The 18,829-nt window shown below is 46.1% G+C and carries 18 protein-coding genes and 1 pseudogene; 10 read left to right on the forward strand and 9 right to left on the reverse strand.

Going from position 1 to position 18,829, the window contains the following annotated elements; translation table 11 throughout:
- The first annotated feature begins 157 nt into the window (after positions 1–157).
- The 3 genes and pseudogenes from IEY24_RS24880 to IEY24_RS33140 form a co-directional block, all read left to right on the forward strand.
- Positions 158–724, forward strand: a complete 567-nt coding sequence (locus tag IEY24_RS24880; RefSeq protein ID WP_188937478.1) for a Crp/Fnr family transcriptional regulator — start codon at positions 158–160, stop codon at positions 722–724.
- Positions 725–959: 235 nt separating this feature from the next.
- Entirely contained in the window at positions 960–1,331 is a 372-nt protein-coding gene (locus tag IEY24_RS24885) for a VOC family protein (protein ID WP_188937479.1), read from the forward strand.
- Between the two features lie 65 nt (positions 1,332–1,396).
- Positions 1,397–1,465: pseudogene (locus IEY24_RS33140) on the forward strand (hypothetical protein); the annotation flags it as partial.
- 5 nt (positions 1,466–1,470) lie between these two features.
- Here the strand turns inward: IEY24_RS33140 and IEY24_RS24895 are convergent.
- The 3 genes from IEY24_RS24895 to IEY24_RS32840 are packed head-to-tail and all read right to left on the reverse strand — an operon-like array spanning position 1,471 to position 2,946.
- Entirely contained in the window at positions 1,471–2,061 is a 591-nt protein-coding gene (locus IEY24_RS24895) for a hypothetical protein (RefSeq protein WP_188937480.1), read from the reverse strand.
- Between the two features lies 1 nt (position 2,062).
- Positions 2,063–2,767 carry a Rossmann-fold NAD(P)-binding domain-containing protein gene (locus IEY24_RS24900; protein ID WP_229223092.1) on the reverse strand — a complete coding sequence of 235 codons (705 nt, stop codon included), beginning with the start codon at positions 2,765–2,767 and terminating at the stop codon, positions 2,063–2,065.
- Positions 2,768–2,784: 17 nt separating this feature from the next.
- Positions 2,785–2,946: an SDR family oxidoreductase gene (locus IEY24_RS32840; RefSeq protein WP_229223093.1), complete on the reverse strand. Its 162-nt coding sequence runs from the start codon at positions 2,944–2,946 to the stop codon at positions 2,785–2,787.
- A 136-nt stretch (positions 2,947–3,082) separates the two neighbouring features.
- Here IEY24_RS32840 and IEY24_RS33145 point away from each other — a divergent pair, with 136 nt between their 5' ends.
- Complete coding sequence (locus IEY24_RS33145; protein ID WP_369009298.1) at positions 3,083–3,229, forward strand: integrase core domain-containing protein; 147 nt, start codon at positions 3,083–3,085, stop codon at positions 3,227–3,229.
- Positions 3,230–3,448: 219 nt separating this feature from the next.
- On the opposite strand, the gene IEY24_RS24905 is transcribed toward IEY24_RS33145, so the two are convergent.
- On the reverse strand, positions 3,449–4,018 hold the full coding sequence (locus IEY24_RS24905; protein ID WP_188937483.1) for a DJ-1/PfpI family protein: 570 nt from the start codon (positions 4,016–4,018) through the stop codon (positions 3,449–3,451).
- Positions 4,019–4,461: 443 nt separating this feature from the next.
- Here IEY24_RS24905 and IEY24_RS24910 point away from each other — a divergent pair, with 443 nt between their 5' ends.
- On the forward strand, positions 4,462–4,980 hold the full coding sequence (locus tag IEY24_RS24910; RefSeq protein WP_188937485.1) for a hypothetical protein: 519 nt from the start codon (positions 4,462–4,464) through the stop codon (positions 4,978–4,980).
- 258 nt (positions 4,981–5,238) lie between these two features.
- Here the strand turns inward: IEY24_RS24910 and IEY24_RS24915 are convergent, their stop codons facing one another.
- On the reverse strand, positions 5,239–6,135 hold the full coding sequence (locus IEY24_RS24915; protein ID WP_188937486.1) for an NmrA family NAD(P)-binding protein: 897 nt from the start codon (positions 6,133–6,135) through the stop codon (positions 5,239–5,241).
- Positions 6,136–6,217: 82 nt separating this feature from the next.
- Here IEY24_RS24915 and IEY24_RS24920 point away from each other — a divergent pair, with 82 nt between their 5' ends.
- On the forward strand, positions 6,218–6,616 hold the full coding sequence (locus IEY24_RS24920) for a winged helix-turn-helix transcriptional regulator (RefSeq protein ID WP_188937487.1): 399 nt from the start codon (positions 6,218–6,220) through the stop codon (positions 6,614–6,616).
- A gap of 280 nt (positions 6,617–6,896) precedes the next feature.
- On the opposite strand, the gene IEY24_RS24925 is transcribed toward IEY24_RS24920, so the two are convergent.
- Complete coding sequence (locus IEY24_RS24925; RefSeq protein ID WP_188937489.1) at positions 6,897–7,085, reverse strand: hypothetical protein; 189 nt, start codon at positions 7,083–7,085, stop codon at positions 6,897–6,899.
- A gap of 158 nt (positions 7,086–7,243) precedes the next feature.
- Between IEY24_RS24925 and IEY24_RS24930 the strand changes: the two genes are divergently transcribed.
- The 3 genes from IEY24_RS24930 (at position 7,244) to IEY24_RS24940 (ending at position 11,138) form a co-directional block, all read left to right on the forward strand.
- Complete coding sequence (locus IEY24_RS24930; RefSeq protein WP_188937491.1) at positions 7,244–8,473, forward strand: alpha/beta fold hydrolase; 1,230 nt, start codon at positions 7,244–7,246, stop codon at positions 8,471–8,473.
- A gap of 335 nt (positions 8,474–8,808) precedes the next feature.
- Complete coding sequence (locus IEY24_RS24935) at positions 8,809–10,542, forward strand: serine hydrolase domain-containing protein (protein ID WP_188937495.1); 1,734 nt, start codon at positions 8,809–8,811, stop codon at positions 10,540–10,542.
- Between the two features lie 215 nt (positions 10,543–10,757).
- Positions 10,758–11,138: a nuclear transport factor 2 family protein gene (locus tag IEY24_RS24940; RefSeq protein ID WP_188937497.1), complete on the forward strand. Its 381-nt coding sequence runs from the start codon at positions 10,758–10,760 to the stop codon at positions 11,136–11,138.
- Positions 11,139–11,162: 24 nt separating this feature from the next.
- Here IEY24_RS24940 and IEY24_RS24945 read toward each other — a convergent pair whose 3' ends face one another.
- From IEY24_RS24945 to IEY24_RS24955, 3 genes are all read right to left on the reverse strand, one after another.
- Positions 11,163–15,095 (reverse strand): FG-GAP-like repeat-containing protein, encoded by a 3,933-nt coding sequence (locus IEY24_RS24945; RefSeq protein WP_188937500.1) that lies wholly within the window; start codon positions 15,093–15,095, stop codon positions 11,163–11,165.
- A 152-nt stretch (positions 15,096–15,247) separates the two neighbouring features.
- A complete protein-coding gene (locus tag IEY24_RS24950) occupies positions 15,248–15,976 on the reverse strand; it encodes a LytR/AlgR family response regulator transcription factor (protein WP_188937502.1) in 729 nt (242 codons plus the stop codon).
- Entirely contained in the window at positions 15,969–17,678 is a 1,710-nt protein-coding gene (locus tag IEY24_RS24955) for a histidine kinase (RefSeq protein ID WP_188937504.1), read from the reverse strand. Before IEY24_RS24955 ends, IEY24_RS24950 begins: the two co-directional genes overlap by 8 nt.
- A gap of 668 nt (positions 17,679–18,346) precedes the next feature.
- Between IEY24_RS24955 and IEY24_RS24960 the strand changes: the two genes are divergently transcribed.
- On the forward strand, positions 18,347–18,748 hold the full coding sequence (locus tag IEY24_RS24960; RefSeq protein WP_262892440.1) for a zinc-binding dehydrogenase: 402 nt from the start codon (positions 18,347–18,349) through the stop codon (positions 18,746–18,748).
- The last annotated feature ends 81 nt before the right edge of the window (positions 18,749–18,829 follow it).

Below are 18,829 nucleotides of genomic sequence, written 5' to 3' on the forward strand. Positions count from 1 at the left end.
TCTGCTCGGTTTTGAAGTTGAAAAAGGACTGTAATTTGACTCATCACCGTGGAATCGAAACATAAATTACTCTGGCAGAGGATCCTGGTCAATAGCCTCTTTCTAATTCTAGCGTTCACGATTATTTTTATCATTGCCGCGTTCTATATTGATAAATATGAAAGTTTCAGACATTCTGCGTACGACGGGTCACTACACTGACAATGATATCCGCTTGTTTGAAGCTTCGGTTATGCAAAGAAAACTAGCAAAAAATGAAGTAGTGATACCGCAAGGACAGGTTTGCAAATCCATTTTTTTCCTTATACAAGGCTCCGCTTTTCAATACCGTCAGCTTCCTGATGGCAACCAGGTTGTCGATCTGCACGTTGGAGGTGAGTGGTTTACCAATTATCAGAGTCTGATTTCACAAATTCCTTCGGAGTTGACTGTTAGCGCTTTCAGCGAGTGCATAATTCTTGAAATGGATCTGAATGTGATGCACTATCTCATAGGTCGGTCGCTGGCATTCCTTCAATTGAACAAAGCACTGGAAGGGGCCACATCAAGAATGAAATTTTTGGAAAGGGCGATGTCCCCGAATGAGAAATACAACTTGGTGATCAATCAGCGCCCTGAGCTAATTCGGACGTTTCCGCTGAAAATGCTCGCTTCTTACCTTCAAATAACCCCCGAGACATTGAGCCGTGTGAGGAAGTCGATTATGAAACCTCGCATTTCTTGATTTGAATCAATAGCGTTAGTCGTGTGCGAGCGATAATTTTGCCGTTCACTTAATCGAAAATCATGGTTCATAAATCGATATCAATCAGGCCGTTTGTTGGATGCAAGGATTTTGAGCGTTCCAGGAATTTCTATCGCGATCCTGGCTTTGGGAAAGTGTTTATTACCCCTCAAATGTCCCTTTTCAAATCTGGCGACCTGGGCATATCTTCAAACCGTCATCACTCTGATCAGCTATGTCCGAAATTAAATTTACTAAACTCGTTCCGAATGTATTTTATATAGATATACGGGACGCCCTGACCACTTTTGTAGACTGTCTCGGGTTTACAATCACCCACGATGAAATTAAAACACACCGACCATTTTGCGTGATCGAGAAAGGAGAGCTGCGCATCAACTTGTTTGAAGATGCGGGCCTGGCAAACGAACATCATCCCGAATTCCGGCTGGTAACGGAAGACATTGAAAATGTTTACAATCAAATTTCATCGAAGTACCCAAATCTCCTGCATCCTAATCTCAACAAGGTAACGCTCCGCCCATGGGGAGCGAGGGAATTCGCAATCACTGACAAGCAACTTGGTATTGTTATTCAGCAGTGGTAATGCGACGGGTTCATTTTTTGATCAATTGTTTAATCAATTCCCGCCACTGGTAGAATTTTCTTACCGATTTGGGCAAAAGCTTGAAGCCCATATTTAATGAAATGGCAAAATGGGGAGGGAAATACGGATTCTAGTAATTTCAATTGAATGATTGACGAAATTTCACAGGTGTAATACGACGGTAATAACGTTGTGAGTAGTTGAGCAGCGTTTCAATCTGGGTGGCGACAATATCCTGGCTGAATTCATCAATGTTAGAATGATATTCCCGAACAATATTTTGAATGATATTATTGAGAATTTCTTCTTCCCTTCCGGAAAGAAACAACGCTTCATTGACACAGTAATCAAAGAACTCAAATTTTTTAATTGCCTTGGCAAGCGCCGTATTCCAAAAGAAATCAGGGTGGATCAACAAGATCCATCCTGTGTGTTCCGGTACTAGGCCAGCTTCGTGTGTTATCCTGAAGACCTGGCCAGGCGCCATGAAAAACAGCACGCCATTATCGAAGTCGTACTGTTGCTGGCCATACTTTATTTTTGCATTGGTCGTTCGCTTCAAAGAGATACAATAAAAATCCAATGACCAGCTGTCGGGATGTCTATTTTGATCGTATTTGATCAGCTCATAGTCAACCACGCTGATCAACGGATGTTCCGGCTTTGGCAAACCGCGAAGCTTATGGAACTCACTGATCGTTTTAATGTGAAGCGGTGCTTTGTTTTTCATCTTAATGAGCGCTTTTTTCGGCTTTAAAGATCCGGGCGAACTCGATTGCGTAATCCTCGATCTTCACCCTGCCAAATGAGGGTTTGTGTAACACATAGTCTTGATTTAGTTTTCCAGTGTGAAGGGCCTGTCCGAGTTCGACGAGATTCCTTGCCGCATTTTCCGGCATACCCGTAGCGAGAACCGATTCGAGTACTTTTTCCTGCGGAAAAGCAAGCCATTTCAGATCGTCAATCCCTATCGCTTTTCCCAATATTTGCGCTACTTCATTACAAGTCCTCTCATCGCTGTTTATATATCGAATGTGCGAAACATTTTCCGTAACCTGAAGTTCTTCGGCTGCTGCGGATGCGATATCGAGTGGAGACACCATTGACAATTTGTCCTCACCACCATACACCGCAGCAATGAACCCGGTCTGTTTTATCATACCAACGAAGTGGAGAAGGTTGTAATAAAAATAGGTCGGACGGAGTGAAGTAAGTTGAATGTTTGGTATGCCGCTGAAAAGTTTTTCCGTCCTGTACGATCCGGAAATAAAGCCGGTTCCTGACGGCAAGTGCGCGCCGTAACTGCTGAGATGGACTATTCTCGAAATCGCTGAGCTATGAATAGCTTCTGCATAGACGTTTGCGAGACGGGCGTAGTACTCCACCTGGTCCGGTTGACTGTAATCAGGAGGGATCATGCAGAATGCTGAATCCATACCCGAAAATGTTTCAGCTAGAAGACCCTTCCTACGGCCACCAACGCACCAAGGGCTTCGATTTCGTTTTTCTTGTTTTCGTTGCTGGTGATGACGGTAACCTTATGACCAGCTTTTACCAAATCCAGCGTGAGTGGACGTCCAATGTGGCCCAGAGAGCCGGTGATTGTGATTTTCATAATTAAATTCCTTTGATGAACAAAGGTCTGTTCCGATCGTCGAAAAAAAGTCGCTGAATCTAAGATTGTCGTAATCGAATCTTAGTACGCGTTTTTCGGACTTTAAACCGGGCCGCCGGAGCGGGAAGATTTTAGACTGAGAGATTTTCTTTCTTTTTCAGCAGCAAGTGTCTCGATCGAAAGAGCCGTTCACGCTTACAACAATCTTCGGACGCACGCTTCAATCGGTTATCTCACGCCCAGCCAGGCGCACCGGCGGTCGGGACCACTCCCATTAAAGTGATATCCTTATAAAAAAGTGCGTTTTGGAAATGTCCAATACGGCGTTCATTTTCAGCGAAATGGCTAGCTGTCAACGCCATTCCGTAGCATACGAGGACGGATATTTCCAAAAATGGGTAAATTCTTGTTGTTCAGTTTGAAAACCGGTTATGTGTCAATCGATTTCAATAGCACGTAACCAGAGAGACGTACATTTTCCAAACCACTGTCGTCTCCGCAATTAATCTTGAATCACTTCCACTTCTTTGAAACAGGCAAAGATTTCGCGATAGAAGTCAGGGTGTGATTGCCAAGTCTGGCCAGTCACAATATTGCCGTCGCGGACGGCCTGTTCCGTTGAATAGGTGCCGCCACCCATCTCTATTTCAGTACGCACATGTTCATAGGCGGTTAAGACGCGGTTTTTGGCAAGTCCGGCTGTAACCAGGATCTGGATACCGTGACAAATGGCAAAGACCCACTTACCCTGGCGGTCAAACTCGCGGACTACTTCCAGAAGCGCAGCATGGTTGCGCAGGTATTCGGGGGCTCTGCCACCTAGTAGCAAAATGGCTTCATAGTCGTCTGCCACCACTTCCTCAATCGTAAGGTCTGAGACCAGACAATAGCCAGGCCGCTCTACATAGGTATCCCAGCCAAGTTCAAAATCGTGCATCACCAGGTTAAGCCGGCGCTTGCTGGGGGCAGCAATCACGGCAATGTCACCTTCTTCCTGAAATCGGTGAACGGCATAGAGGGTTTCGTAACTTTCGCCACCATCTCCGGTGACAATCAAAATTTTGCGATTCATGGAACTAAGAATTTGGAATACGATGTAACAGTAGCGCCATTTTAGATGGCCGAACACTAAAAAGTCAAAACCGGGTAAATCCTACCTGCAAAGCAAAGTGCCTAAGTCACCCTGCAAACCGGTTGCTGATGTTCCTCAAAAATTCACTGAATGAGCAATGAAGCCTCTAATCCCACCGGCCAGCGTAACATCATCTGCGCGTTACATGGACTGTTGAAAAAGAAAGACCATCCTAAACGTTTCCTGGCTACATTTGCGAGAGTAATAGTTCAGCCACCATAATTCAATCAATTATCCGGAGGCTTGTTATCACGGATAAAACCAAAGGGCCCTGAAAGCCCTTCGGTGACAGTATAATTACCAACACAATGTGCATTCCTTTTAAGAGAATAATTGAACGTTTCCTTTTCTTTATCTTTATTGCAACGGTCAGTTCTCTGATTATGAGTTGCGCTCCAACTCGGCAAACTCCAAAAATACTGGACGAGGATGTCCCGAAGGTAAACCTGGCCTATCAGGTCCAGCGTATCGAGATCGTCGACAACAGAAGAAATGTCTCGGGGGCTGAAATGAAAATCCCGACCTTGTCGACTCCGAAAAGCTATACCAAGCACTCCCCGGCCGTTACAGTCGAGCATCGACAAGAAATCGAGGGTTTTTGCAGGAATAACATCAATGGCTCTGGGCCATCCGTACAGGCGATCGTTATTTTGGTTGATGCTTACAAGGAGTTTTCCGCTACTGCGATGACCGAAAGAGAAAGGGGCCATGTGAAGATGGAGGTCACTTTGTATGATCTGGCGACGGATAAACAGCTTATTTCTTGCGAATCTACGGCTGACTTCGGTGTGGAATCGAGAGATGCGAACCAGGAAAAAATGGAGAAAATCTACCGATATTCGCTTCGGCAGGCGGTTTACAAATGCTTCAAATCTATTGCGATGAGCAGTGAAAAGGAATAAATACAGCGGAATATTCTGAACTTGGCTTTGATACAAAGTCGATGCTAAACTTGCCAGAAATGACAAAATTAGGGTAGGGGAGATCTTTTGTAAATGGCAATCCCGAAGTTCAAATCCTTTTGTTTCCATATTCTAGGATCACTTAGGGCATGTTCAACGAAGAGCCGCCAAAACGTCGATTGCTGATTTTGCCAAAAAATCAGCAATCATCCTAGTTAAGACGCTCGTTTGTGGGTTTGTCTTGGCTCGTCGCACGGGCTAATTTACATGGCCATAAGCCAATGCAAACTCGTCGGAAAATTTCTGAAAGCTGGTCCTGCCAACCGACAAATGTTTGTGCTTGCGAAAATCTTCTGAAAAACTGCCATCCCTAAGTGCTATGCCGATCTCGACCATATAGACCTTCGCCATTGGCTCCGAAAAACCATTTTGCATTAAGGCATTCAGAAGCTGTTCATCGGAAAACTCGATCCATTTTACGCCGGTTTTCCCGACGGCTTCACCCAGTAAACCAGCAATTTCAAATCCGGTTCTTTCGTCGCTGACGATGTACTGCACCTTCTTTCCTGAAAAACTCATTTGATCGATTGCCTGGAACGCCGCCTCAGCGATATCGCGGGGATGTGTGAGGGATAGGCTGACAGACCCGCCAAAATTATTCCCGAGCATACCCTGGTATTTAATCATTGGTATGGCGCCATAAAAGTTGGTCATGAACATCCCTGGCCGCAGATGGAGGACATTTACGCCAACCAACTCATTTAATTTTTGTTCGACTTGAAAGTTTGATCCGGTTGGCCCAAGACCATTCTGTATGTGCGACCCGACGCTGCTTAAATTAACTGCCAATTTAACCCCGGTTTCCTCAATAGCTTTGGCATATTGTTCCCCAACAGCTTTGATATACTCTTTCGGGTCGGTTGTGGTGAAACTAGGTGGGATCATCAGGTACACTGCATCGCTTCCCGTAAAGGATTGCCTGATAAATTCATAATCTTCGACCGAACCTATCGAAGCCGCCGCGCCAAGTTTCTTTATTTCTTCCGCCCGATCCGGGTTAGAACTGACGACGTTTACTTCGTGCCCGTTTGCCACCAATTTTTCTGTAAGGGGACGGCTTATGTTTCCCAGCGAACCTGTTAATGTTACTTTCATTTTTCCTGTTTTTAAAATGTTTGGGCAAAACTAGATTTGAGCTTACTTTTGTACAAGTACTTACCCAATGGTATGTTCAAGTATGGCAGAGATCAAAGACACATCGGTTATCCAGGAAAATAAGAGCAATGCTTTTGCGGCTTGCCCTGTAACATTCGTCATGGAGCGGATCGGAGGATATTGGAAACCGATCATCTTATTCAACTTACTTGGAGGCACGAAGCGATACCACGAACTAAGAAAATCGATTCCAGGTATTACAGAGAAGGTTTTGATACAACAGTTGAAGCAACTGGAAGCAAGTAGTTTGGTCCTTAGGAAGTCGAAGCCTGTTATCCCGCCGTATGTGACCTATGAACTTTCCGAGGAAGGGAAAGCATTATATCCCGTTTTGTTTGCCATGGCTGAATGGGCGGTCGACCATGGTCAGCTGCAATCTGCCCAGTTCAGGAAACAGATGGAAGATTTCCCGAAAAAATAATTCCATCATCATTTTTCATCGAGCGCTAAAACGATTTTACAATGAATTCTTCCTTTATATGTTCATCTAATAATCTGATTACGGGCACCTACTTTTTGTATTTGCAAACGGCTGGGCCGGCATCCCGGAAAGAGAAACAGGCACTGCAATTTATCAAGCAATGACAAGAAGCTTGTGAGCCGTAGTTAATAGCAAAGTTATCAAGTCCATATTGATAGGCTAAGGGTAAACGATCTCAAATGTGGGTTCTCCATCAGCGGTTTGCCAGACAAGCTTTTCATTATGCCGCCCCGGATTTGATAAGTTCGTCGGGTGCGGATGCATCGCCGAATCTTGCCCATTCCCGCGCAACCTTTGGATCTTCTGGGGCATTTTCATTCCGAAGTTTTTGTATTGAGGCCTGATAGAACGCCGTCCATTTAGCCCATGTAAACAGCGGCGTCGTGTCTCCTTTTGGGTAAGGCTTCACAAAAGGTTCATTTTCGCACAAGAAAGGTTGTTTTCGCACAAAAGGGATGAATTGAGATGTATTAAGTGGCTGATTGAGAGCAAGGTGCTTGTTGGTACATTTCTTTTACCAACAGATGGATAAATCTTAATTTAGAGATTATCTTTTAAATACCAGCCATGAAAAAATTATGTTTTTTAACAGGGTTGCTGTGCCTTTCCATTTTGGCAAAAGGGCAGTCCGTTCCGCAGCCCATCGTAATGGGGCAAGTGGATACGGTATACTCTGAGGTCCTGAAAGAAAAAAGGCCGATTTTAATTTATTCCCCGAGTTATGATTCTGTTTATTTCAGCAAGCCAGCATATCCAGTACTTTATGTATTGGATGGCGACGCATATTTCGCCTCGCTGGTAACCATGATACAGCAACTTAGTGTTCATAATGGCAATACTATATTTCCTCAAATGGTGATTGTGGGTGTTCCTAATTTACCAGGCAAAAGGAATCGCGACCTTACCCCTTCTCCCAGTACTATGGATCCTGCCTCTGGTGGCGGAGAGGCATTTACTACGTTTTTGGAAAAAGAACTAATACCTTACGTGGATGAGCACTACGCCACCGCACCGTATCGCACGTTGATCGGGCATTCATTGGGTGGCCTTATGGTATTAAACACCTTATTAAAGCATCCTTCACTATTCAACGCCTATGTCGCCTTAGACCCCAGTATGTCTTATGACCACGGTAACCTGCTCAAACAAACCAGGCAGCTTTTGCGTCAACAGAGTTGGAAGCAACAGAGCCTATTTTTAGGTATTGCTAACACGATGAACGCTGATATGGATACCGTACAGGTTAGATCAGATACTACTGCAATTACTTTTCACATAAGATCGATATTGATGCTAAAAGATAACTTGGCACAAGCCGCGGATAACGGATTGCGTTGGCGTTACAAATATTATGCTGACGACGACCATGCCTCGATACCCCTGATAGCAGAATATGATGCTCTACGCTTCATTTTTAACAGCAACCGTTTTCCACTAAATCAACCACAGAACCAATATTTGGATAGAGCTTATTCTGTTGTACAATTGAAAAAAAATATGGATGCGCATTACGGTCTCGTTTCAAAAGAGCGGGGCTACCAGGTGAAACCGCCTGAACCGTTGATGAACCAATTAGGATATTCCTTCTTGCAGCAGAAAGACTTTGAAAGGGCCTTTTTTTTCTTTGAGACCAACGTACAGTATTACCCAAATAGCTTTAATGTTTATGATGGCATGGGTGATTATTTCTTAGCCATCGGTAAAAAGCCCCAGGCAATAGATTATTTTAAGCGGGCATTAAAATTGAAGAACACTTCGGAGATAAGAGATAAACTTCAAAAATTAAGTTTAGAATAAGCTGACGCCAGACAGCCGGTTTTGAACTCTCAATTGATTTCATCTTCACCGGTCTTTTGAATGATTAGCAAAGCAAATTTTGGATCGGTCGCCATTTGCAATTCCGGGTCAAATATCTCACGGACATCCTGTTTACCCTGCGAGTAATTGCGCTATCCCACCCCTTGATCGGCCAAGTGCGGCATTTACATTTCATTAACCTTCTTTTACAGCTCATTAACAGACGATAGGATAGAAACTTTTTAGCTTTGCGATCCACCGCTGTGGCGGCCCACCGCAGTGGCGATCCACCGCGGTGGCTGAAATCCTTGAAAAATATTCCAACCAAACCATCCATGAAAAACAAACGCCTCTTTCTAATCCTTTCCTTTCTAGTAGTTGTATTTCACGTCCATGCGGATGATCTGGACGATTTTATCCGGGGCCAAATGCAGAAACGGCGTATTCCCGGTTTATCGCTGGCTATCATCCAGGACGGAAAAATCCTGAAGGCTCAGGCATATGGATTTATTGATAAGGATGGAAAGGTGCCCGTCACGACGAATACCTTGTTTCAGGCGGGTTCTGTTAGTAAATCGGTTGCGGCTATGGGCGCTCTGTATTTGGTTGAACAGAATAAACTTTTTCTGGATGAGAATGTTAACGTCAAACTTAAAAGTTGGAAAGTGCCTGATAATGAATTTACAAATGAGAAAAAGGTTACACTGCGCGGCATACTCAGCCATACTACCGGTCTTACCGTGCACGGATTCCCGGGATACGCTGTGGGCGCGAAGATCCCCTCGGTAGTTCAGATTCTGGATGGGACAGCCCCGGCCAATACACCTCCGGTTCGGGTAGACTTTGTTCCGGGCTCCCGTTGGAGGTATTCAGGCGGCGGTTATACCGTCATGCAACAACTGATGGTGGATGTGACCGGCGCTGATTTTCCGGCATTCATGAAAAAGAATGTGCTTTCGCCATTGGGTATGAAAAATAGCACTTACCAACAGCCTTTACCTCCGGAACTGGCAAAATTGACGGCAACCGGTCACTACAACAATCGAAGTTTAGTCGAAGGTCGCTGGCACATTTATCCTGAGATGGCAGCAGCGGGACTGTGGACTACGCCGTCCGATCTGGCTCGATTCGCGATCAGTATTCAGAATGCCTATGCTGGAAAACCAGGAAATGTATTATCCCAATCCATGACCCGCCAGATGCTGACAGATCAGAAAAACAGGGATGGACTTGGTGTTTTTTTGCAGGGTGACAGTACTACGCTCCGCTTCGGTCACAATGGGCGCGACGAGGGTTTTGATGCGTTACTTACCGCTAGTGTGGACAAAGGAAAAGGCATTGTGATCATGATCAATGCGAATGATAACTCCCATATGATGGGCAGGATTGTTGACTTTATCGCTGACTATTACCACTGGGATGGATTTCCTGTGAAGAGTAAACTGGCCGCGGTAGATGTGGATGCCAAAAGCTTAACGGCTTTCGAAGGTCGATATGAATTATTTAATAATCGAATGGTCACTTTTGAGGCTGAGAGTCAGCGACTCTTTACCCTGGAAGATGGTTTTGTTGATGAAGAATTTGTGCCCGTCGCTCCTAATAAGTTTACATCGACTGACCGCAATGTTTCTGTGATCTTTATTACCGACGCCAATAAAAATGTGACTGGCTTCACGCTTCAAGACAATGATCAACACTATGAGCGAACAGTACCGCGCATCGGGCCGCTTGCCCATCAAACCAATGCCGATCCTGATCCGTCACGCACACCCAAAATCATGACGGCTTTGCAGGCTATGGTAAAAGGAGGTAAAATGTTAGAAGAAGCATCTGGCCTCACTTTGGGAGCCAAACGCGATTTCGCAGGAGGAATGCGAGAGCCGGAAACTTTGAAATCATTAACTTTTATTCATTCAGAAAACGTCGCGGGCCGGGGAATTAAACGCCATGAAAGCGACGTTAGCGAAATAGTAACTTACCAATTGAAATCCAATCAGCCGGACACCTACATACTCGTCCATCTGACCTCCGACGGCCTGGTTACGGATTGCGATCTCGTTGAAAAATAATAACTAATGGAATTACCCGGCTTGCAATTGTGAGTGAACGAGTCGCATCGTTTCGCTACAATTGCAAGCCTTCCCGCGAAACCACCCTATTCTCAAGCAAATCACATAAAATCTCAAGTTTTACTGACAACCATTTTTGACAAGCCGCTATATTTTTGTTTCGCCAACCACGATGCCATGCCAAATGGATCCTAACGGTTTTGGAAAATAGAAATATGGAAAAAGTAGAAATTACCAGACAAGACGTTCTTGAGGCTGAAAACAAACTTTTTTCGGCTCAACTTGTGAGCAACGTGGATATTCTTGACCTACTGTTACACGATGATTTAATTGCAGTTGCGCCGACAGGACAAGTGCTGACCAAAAAAATGGACTTGGACTCACATAAAGCAAAAACAATGATCGTTGAAGACGCTTCCACGATCATTGATGAGATTAAAATAATTGGCGACACCGCACTTTCAATCGTAACAATGACAGCGAAAGGAAAAATGATGGGAACGCCATTAGAGGGGAAATTTAGATATTTTAGAGTTTGGAAACGCTTTGGTGATGAATTGAAAGTGATCGGTGCAAGTTTTATGCAACTACCATAGGATATACCAGCTACAAATCTCGTGTTACCTGATGACCGTGAATTTCGAATTATAGACCTTACCGTCGTCGTAAACAAGTCTGATCAGGTAAATACCACTGGCCAGCGTCGATACATTTAGTTCGCCGTGCTGCACCTGAGTGGCATTGTACATGATATTTCCATTGGTACTGATGATCTGAATGTTCTTTACCTGGTTCCACTTAAAGCCATCTTCCAGTTTCAAGTTCAGCTTGTCGACAACGGGGTTTGGATAAACGGTTAGTTTAAATGCGGCTGCTACCACTTCTTCTTTTGGAGCCTCAAAAAATCCAGAAGCATCCATTCTGGCAGACGGAACATTTTTGTTTAAAACACCCAAATTATGGTTTTGTAAATAAATCCACGGACCGAAAGTTTGTCCGGATGGGCGGGCCGCCGACCAATATTCCACCCTGACCCGGACCCTGGTGTAGCGCGCTATTTTGGCAACCACAGCTTTCAGCTCTACACCGGCAGGGCCAATGTTGGTGTAGGACTCAGTACCTGTTTTGCCTACATAATTGGTAATGGAAGATCCGCTGCTGAATGGTACTCCCTGAGGCTTTGTTTCCCATATTAATCTTGCATAAGCTGTTCCACCGGCAGGCCGAACGAAAAGGCCGACACCGAAGTTGGTAGCCAGATTGTTGGAAGCACTGATCCGGGAGGTTAGATCGGAATTGTAAAGCCGGAGCGTGTTATCTCGTTTGCCTGCGCCATTTCCCAGATACGCAAATGCTGAATTACCATAAGTACACCCAACAATAAGGTCGCTGTAACCATCGCCATTGACATCGCCCGATGCCGAGACACTGAAACCAAACCCGTTGACAGATCCACTAATGGTATTTGAATAAACCAGACCAGCCGGGCTGCCTTTGTAAATTCGGACAGTCTTACTGTCGGAGGCGCCGATCACCACGTCATTGTATCCGTCGCGGTTAATATCACCCGCACTGACGCCCACCCCAAAATATTCGCCGGGAGCACCCGGGAACGGGGTGTAATTGCTGCTTGAAATACCGGATGGACTTCCTTTGTATAGATAGGCACCACCAGCCAGTGAATAAGAGCTTGATGCACCAACCATGACATCACCGTACCCGTCGCCGTTCACATCTCCCGCATTTACAATCCGCATACCGAAGCCGTTTGCCCCGGAGGGTGGGAAAATGACTGTCGATGGAAAATTGGACAAGCCGGCGGCGCTGCCCAGGTATACATAGCCCATTTCAGGAAAGGTCTGTGCAGCGACCTCGTGGCAGGCTGCCACCATTACATCGGCATAACCGTCGCCGTTGATGTCTCCTATTCCCCCGGCACCACGACCAAAGTTTGTGTCCGGCCGGGTGAGTGTGGTTGTGGGCGTGGTGGCGACACCAGATGCAGATCCCATGTAAACATATGCTTTGGAAACTGTGCCTGATCCGACAATCACATCATCGTAACCGTCCGCATTGATGTCACCCGCACCAGCAACGATAAACCCAAAGCGTGCTTCGCCGGTTTTTTGCAATGTTGCACCAAGTATCAGCTGCCCCTGCGCGCTTCCATGCACTACATAAGCTTTTCCGGCATTGAGCGTACCCACAATGATATCGCTGAAGCCGTCCCCATTTACATCTCCGGCGCGGGCCAGGCTAAATCCGTAAAAGTCCGAATCTGCAAACGTACCTGCCACAGACGATGAACTGGTAGACAAGCCGTTAGCGCTGCCGAGATAGAGATAGACAAAGCCATAACGCGAGCTGTTGTGGCTGGCTCCTACAACTACATCACCATATCCGTCGCCATTCACATCTCCCGCATGGGCCAGACTGTACCCAAAGTCGCCAGTACCGGTCAAAAACGTTGCCGGCGATGTGACCATGACCGGGCTGCCCAGGTAAATATAGGCGGAGCCGGTGTTGGACGAAGTACCCGACGCGCCGATAATGGCATCACTGTAACCATCTCCATTGATGTCTCCCGCAGCAGCGACGCTGACACCAAAAAAGCTGTAATACACAGATCCCTGGAAAGTCTGGCTGGGTGCAGCAGGTAATCCCAATGAGCTGCCCTGGAAAAGATAAGCGGAGCCTGCATAAGTGCCGGTGCCGCTCGCACCCACCATAATATCTGCATAGCCATCACCATTGACGTCGCCAACGCCGGCAACACTTACGCCCCCGTAACCGGATAAGCTTTTTACCGGCGACGTCTGCGTTCCGGCGGCGCTGCCTTTGTACACATAAGCCGCATTGTTCGCGTAGGCACCCACGATCACTTCACAGTACCCGTCGCCATCCACATCTCCCGCACCCGACACGCTCAGGCCATAAGATGTATTAAATGCAGGGCTGGTCAATGTGGATGCGGCTGACGCATTCATGCCATCCACATTTCCGTGGTAAACATAGGCTTTGTTCGCTTCGCTTGCCCCGACGATCATGTCTCCGAAAACGTCCCCGTTTACATCACCTGCACCAGCGACGCTGCGCCCGAAGCGACCATTGGCAACCGTACCGGCCAGAATATAATCCGGTGTCTGAGAAATCCCTGTGGACTTGCCCAGATGCACCGTCGCACGGCCGGTACCGGCATTGAAATTGGGTGCACCGACTATAATGTCACTATATGCATCCGCATTTAGATCGATCGCGGATACGCTGATACCCAGCGAACTGCCAGCTGCCCCGGTTAATATGGTAGCTGGCGTGGCATTGATTCCGGTGGCAGTTCCGTAATAGATGTAGGCTGCACCGGCGTTGTTTGCATATTGATAGGCACCCACAATCACATCGCCCCGCCCATCCCCATTCACGTCACCTGCACTTGCCACAGCGTAGCCGAAATAACTGTTTGCCGGTCCGTTCAACACCCTGGCCGCGCTGGTGGACAATCCCGTCGCGCTGCCCATATAGATGTACGCTGCACCCGCATTGGCGGCCAGCCCGTAAGCGCCTACGATTACATCTCCATAGCCGTCCGCATTCACATCGCCCGCGCTGGCCACGCTGCACCCGAAACTGGCATTGGCCGACGGGCCGGTTAATGTAGTATTGGCGGTGGTAGAAAGCGGATCGATGGTCACAGGATAAGCTGCATCGGCAACCGCCACGACCAGACTAAAATCTTGATGATTACCCGTTTCCATTTTTGCAGCGAGGATATTTCCATTAGCGTCCCAGGCCTTGATGTCCTTGTAAATCACTTTGGTAGCTAGGTCTCCTTCGGCATTTTTCAATGCAAATTGAAGCTCGTTTTGATCCGTCTGGTTAACGGTCCACTCTTCCGAAAAACCCATTTTAACCCGAAGTTCCTTGGCATTTGCGGAAGGTTTATTTTTTACAATAAAATTTTGCCGCACACCATCTTCCCGGTTCTGGTACTGCACGACCAGCTGGTTATGGTGAGTAAATGTAACTTCATTCGTGTCGGTGGCAACTTTTGAATTGGGATCATTTGAAATGGCCAATACACCGTCCGCATACAAGCCCTGCACGGTCATATTCAGTTTCCAATTTTGCCGTGAAGAGTCTTTTGAAACGCCGTTTCCTGGTTTTTCAAGCTCCTGGCGATCCGGCATATTCGACAATGCAAAACCGCCGGATCTATACACGGCCTGCATTTTCTGTTTTGGATTAATGCTATTGACGCTGTCACCCGAGGGTGCCACAAAGTAACTTTTACGCTCCATGTCGCCGATTACCTTTTTGTACCAGTCGCCGCCTTTCAGTGTTTCAATATCCTCACCTGATTCCCCTTTACTGACATTCGACAATTTAGTCTGGCCGGGAAATGCAGGAAGTTTAGGTTTAAATACAGCATATGGGGCGATTTGACTACCGGGTTGAACAGGGGCGATTTTACCAGCCGGCAAAAATGTGCGGCGGATACCGGAAGCAATCAAAAGCGATGCGAGTATGCAGGCCGTCCAGGTAATGTTCCGTTTCATGACGATGATTTAGTTTAGACCTTGTGATTTAGATTCAATGCAAGGTAAACCGGCCCGAAATCAGTTTTCCGGGCTTTGAGCAGATGGCATACTATTCCTAGAATCCGGCGCGGTTTGTCCGGAAACTGGTCGGTCAGAAAACTAATATGGTGCTATAATGCAGCCAGTTTTTGAAGAAATTCGGCTTTGCGGCGCCTGGAAACCTCTATTTGTTCCCCATTGGTCAGGATCACATATTCTTCCAGGCCAGGGTGGAAGTATTCGACATAATGCAAGTTGATCAGATGAGACTGGTGTACCCTGAAAAAATTGGAAGGTACCAGTATTTCCTCATACTCCTTCAATGTCTTTGCGACCACTATTTCGGGCTTTCCGTCAATGTGAAAACGGCAGTAATTACTATCGGCTTCCACCCGGATAATGCTGGGGATACTGGCAGCCAGCAGACCTTTGCTGGTAGGTAAAAGCAACTTCTGAGGCAGCGGCAGGTCTTTCTTTACAACTTCCGCACGCAAAAGCTGTAATCGCTGAGCCGCTTTTTCGATGGCTTCACCCAATTCCCGCAGACTGATCGGTTTCAATAAATAGTCGACAGCTTCGGTTTTGAGCGCCTGTAATGCATACTGATCGTAGGCGGTTGTAAAAATGACCGCGCAACTCCTGTTTGGAATAGCATCAACTACCTGTATACCATTGAAATAGGGCATTTCGACATCTATAAAAAGCACGTCTGGCTGATGCTGCTCAATCATTTCAGCTGCTTTGCGACTATCGGTCGTGGAGCCGGCAACAGATACTTTTGCGGAAAACCGGGCTTTCAGCATGGCGGATAGTGTGTCAATGCAATGCTGCTCGTCGTCGATAATCAGGCAGTTAATCATGTTTTTGCAGAAGTGGTAAAGTGAGCAGGACGGTCGTGCCGGTAGCCTCGTTACCGTCGAATTTATCGATAATTTCCACAGAAGATCGCCCATTGGAATCCTTTTTTAGCCATTCGATCCTTTGACTTGAAATATTCATCGCCAGCGATTTTTTCTGAATACCATCCACCTTTATCTCCGCCGATTTTGCTCTCCCGATGCCATCGTCCTCGATGCGGCAAATCAGGTTTTCTGCTGTTTTTTCTATGACGATGTCGAGCTGGCCGTGCCCGTCTTTCTGGCTTAAACCATGCCAGATCGCGTTTTCAATGTATGGTTGCAGCAGTAGCGGCGGTATCAGTGTTGATTCGGTATCAATGTTTTCGGCCACGGAAATGGTATAGTCAAATTTTTGATTATTGCGCCGCTGTTCCATTTCTACGTAAAGCCTGAGGGATGCAAGTTCGTCGGTCAGTTTTACGGATTCGTAAAGCGAATTTTCCAGTACCAGCCGGATCAGTCGAGCAAATTTCGTCAGATACTCGGATGCGTCTTCCTGCCGGTTTTCCCAAATATATTTTTGAATGGAATTTAATGAATTGAAAATAAAATGCGGGTTCATCTGGCTGCGCAAAGCCTTCATTTCCAATGTAGTTTTTAGATTTTGAAGTACAGTTTTACTACGAAGCTGCCGAATGTAATACACAACCCCAAACACAAAGATAAGGCCGAGTATGAGTGTGATGAGCAACATTTTATTGCGGAATGAGGCCTCTATTTCAAGATCTTTGATCTGATTTTCCTTTTGCAGCAATCGGATCTTTTCCTCTTTTCTGGAAGTCTGATACTCTGTCTGGAGTTTGGCCAGTTCGGTTTGCGTATTATTCGTTTTGATCGAATCATTGAGCGCAATAAAGTTCTTTTGAAGTTCGAAAGCCTGCTTATATTGTCCCAACCGTTGTTTCACGGCAATATGTAATCGGAGCGCCTCCAATTCATAGACCTTCACGTCTATTTTTTTGGTAAAGCCTTGCAACAAATTCAAATGCCTGTCGGCGTCGGCGTAGTTATTTTGGGCCGTATCCAGTGAAGCGTATGTCAGCAGGCAATTGACAAGTTCAGTGCCCGGTTCCTTTTTTAACAGATAGTCGAGACCTTCCTGCAACGCAACTTTCGCAGCCGCGTAGTTTTTTTCGGCCATCAGCACCCGGGCTTGCTTGATCCCGATCGCATTGATCACCGCATCGTCATTCAGTTTTACTGCGATAGCCTTAGCCTTTTTTAAAAAGTACCGGACGGAATCCTGATTCTCCATATTTGAATAGTAGTCCGTCAGATTGAAGTATGTCACTAACTTGTAGTAATCGTTTTTTCCCAGATAGGGTAGGGCCTGCAAGGTGTAGTAGATTGCCAATCTGTTATCATCCAGCTGGTTATACGTTAGTCCGATATTTACCAGCGCGCCGACAATGCTGGCCGAATCTTTGATCAGCATACTTTGTCTTACCGCAAGCCGGTAGTTTTTGATGGCGTTTTCATACTCGTTTAGGGCTGCATAGCTGCTCGCAATGGTAGTTGTAGCTTTGATCTTCCGGCTATCCTTGTCAGACAATGGTTCAACCGCTTTTTTAAGTTCATGAATATACTTGATAAGGGAGTCTTTCTTGTTGAGTGCCTGATAGTTGTAGGACAGCGATTGTAACAGGTATAATTTCTTTTTCAACGGGATATTCCGGTATGCAGACAGCGATTTCCGGAAATAAATGGCTGCGCTATCCGGGCGGCTCTCATCATACGCATTACCCAGATATTGATATAAAATAGGACTTAATGTGTCCTTTTTTGATTTTTTAGCAAATCCGAGCGCAATGTGGCACCATTCAGGGACGCGGTTGTGGGCCTGTGCATTGATTGAATCGCTTATTATTTTTTTTAGGTAAAATGCTTTTTCTCCGTCTGTGCGGAGTTTGTAAAATGGTGCCGGAAATCGATTACTGGTCTGTCCCAGCACTATATACGTGGGGCACAGTAGTATTAGAAACAGTGCAAAACTTTTAATCATTTGCCCACTTTAAAGCATTGAGAGGAAAGGTTCTTATGACAAGTGGAACGAAACCCTGATCTACTCAACGGGACTGTGAAGTCGTGATTGCCTAAATCTCCCACAGCGTTTAGCTATGCCTGTTGAGAGTTTCTGAGAACCTACCGGAAGAAAGTGACTTATCTCAGTAAATTTAAGGAACCTTAGACTTGTCAACCAGTTACTTCGTGCAATGATTTTAGAATTCACAGCGGCCCCGGGTTTTGACTTTATCAAACGGTTTTCAGAACTAATTAACGTTCCGGTGAGGGATAATTTCCTGGAAATCCGCGACGGCATCTGGAGAAGGTATTGCTTTAGTGGGGAGCCTGGGCGCAGATCAGGTAATAGATTACAAATCACAAGACATTACGGCCTTGGTCAAGGATGTCGACCTGGTGGCGGATTGTGCCGGTGGTGAGTCTCAACATAAACTCTTCGAAGTGTTAAGGCCAGGAGGTAAACTATTCAGTATAGTAACCCCACCGTCCGCTGAATTGGCTGAAAAATACCAGGTTGACGCACGTTTTATCCGTTCGAATATCACAGCGAACAGCTTGACCGCGGGTTTGGAATTGGTTAAAGAGGGAAAACTCCGCCCGATCGTTTCAAAAACATTCAGCTTAGAGGAAGCCGCGCAAGCCCAGGATTACGTGTCGGCTGGTGGCGTCAACGGCAAGGTTGTTCTTGTGGTGTCTGAATTTGGACTTTAATCCAAGCATAACATGCAAACTAAGAAAGTTGGATTCGGAAATTTTTAGAAATCATTACACGTTCAGGATCTTTTTTGCGTA

The sequence above is a fragment of the Dyadobacter endophyticus genome (assembly GCF_014641595.1).
GTDB classification, from domain to species: domain Bacteria; phylum Bacteroidota; class Bacteroidia; order Cytophagales; family Spirosomataceae; genus Dyadobacter; species Dyadobacter endophyticus.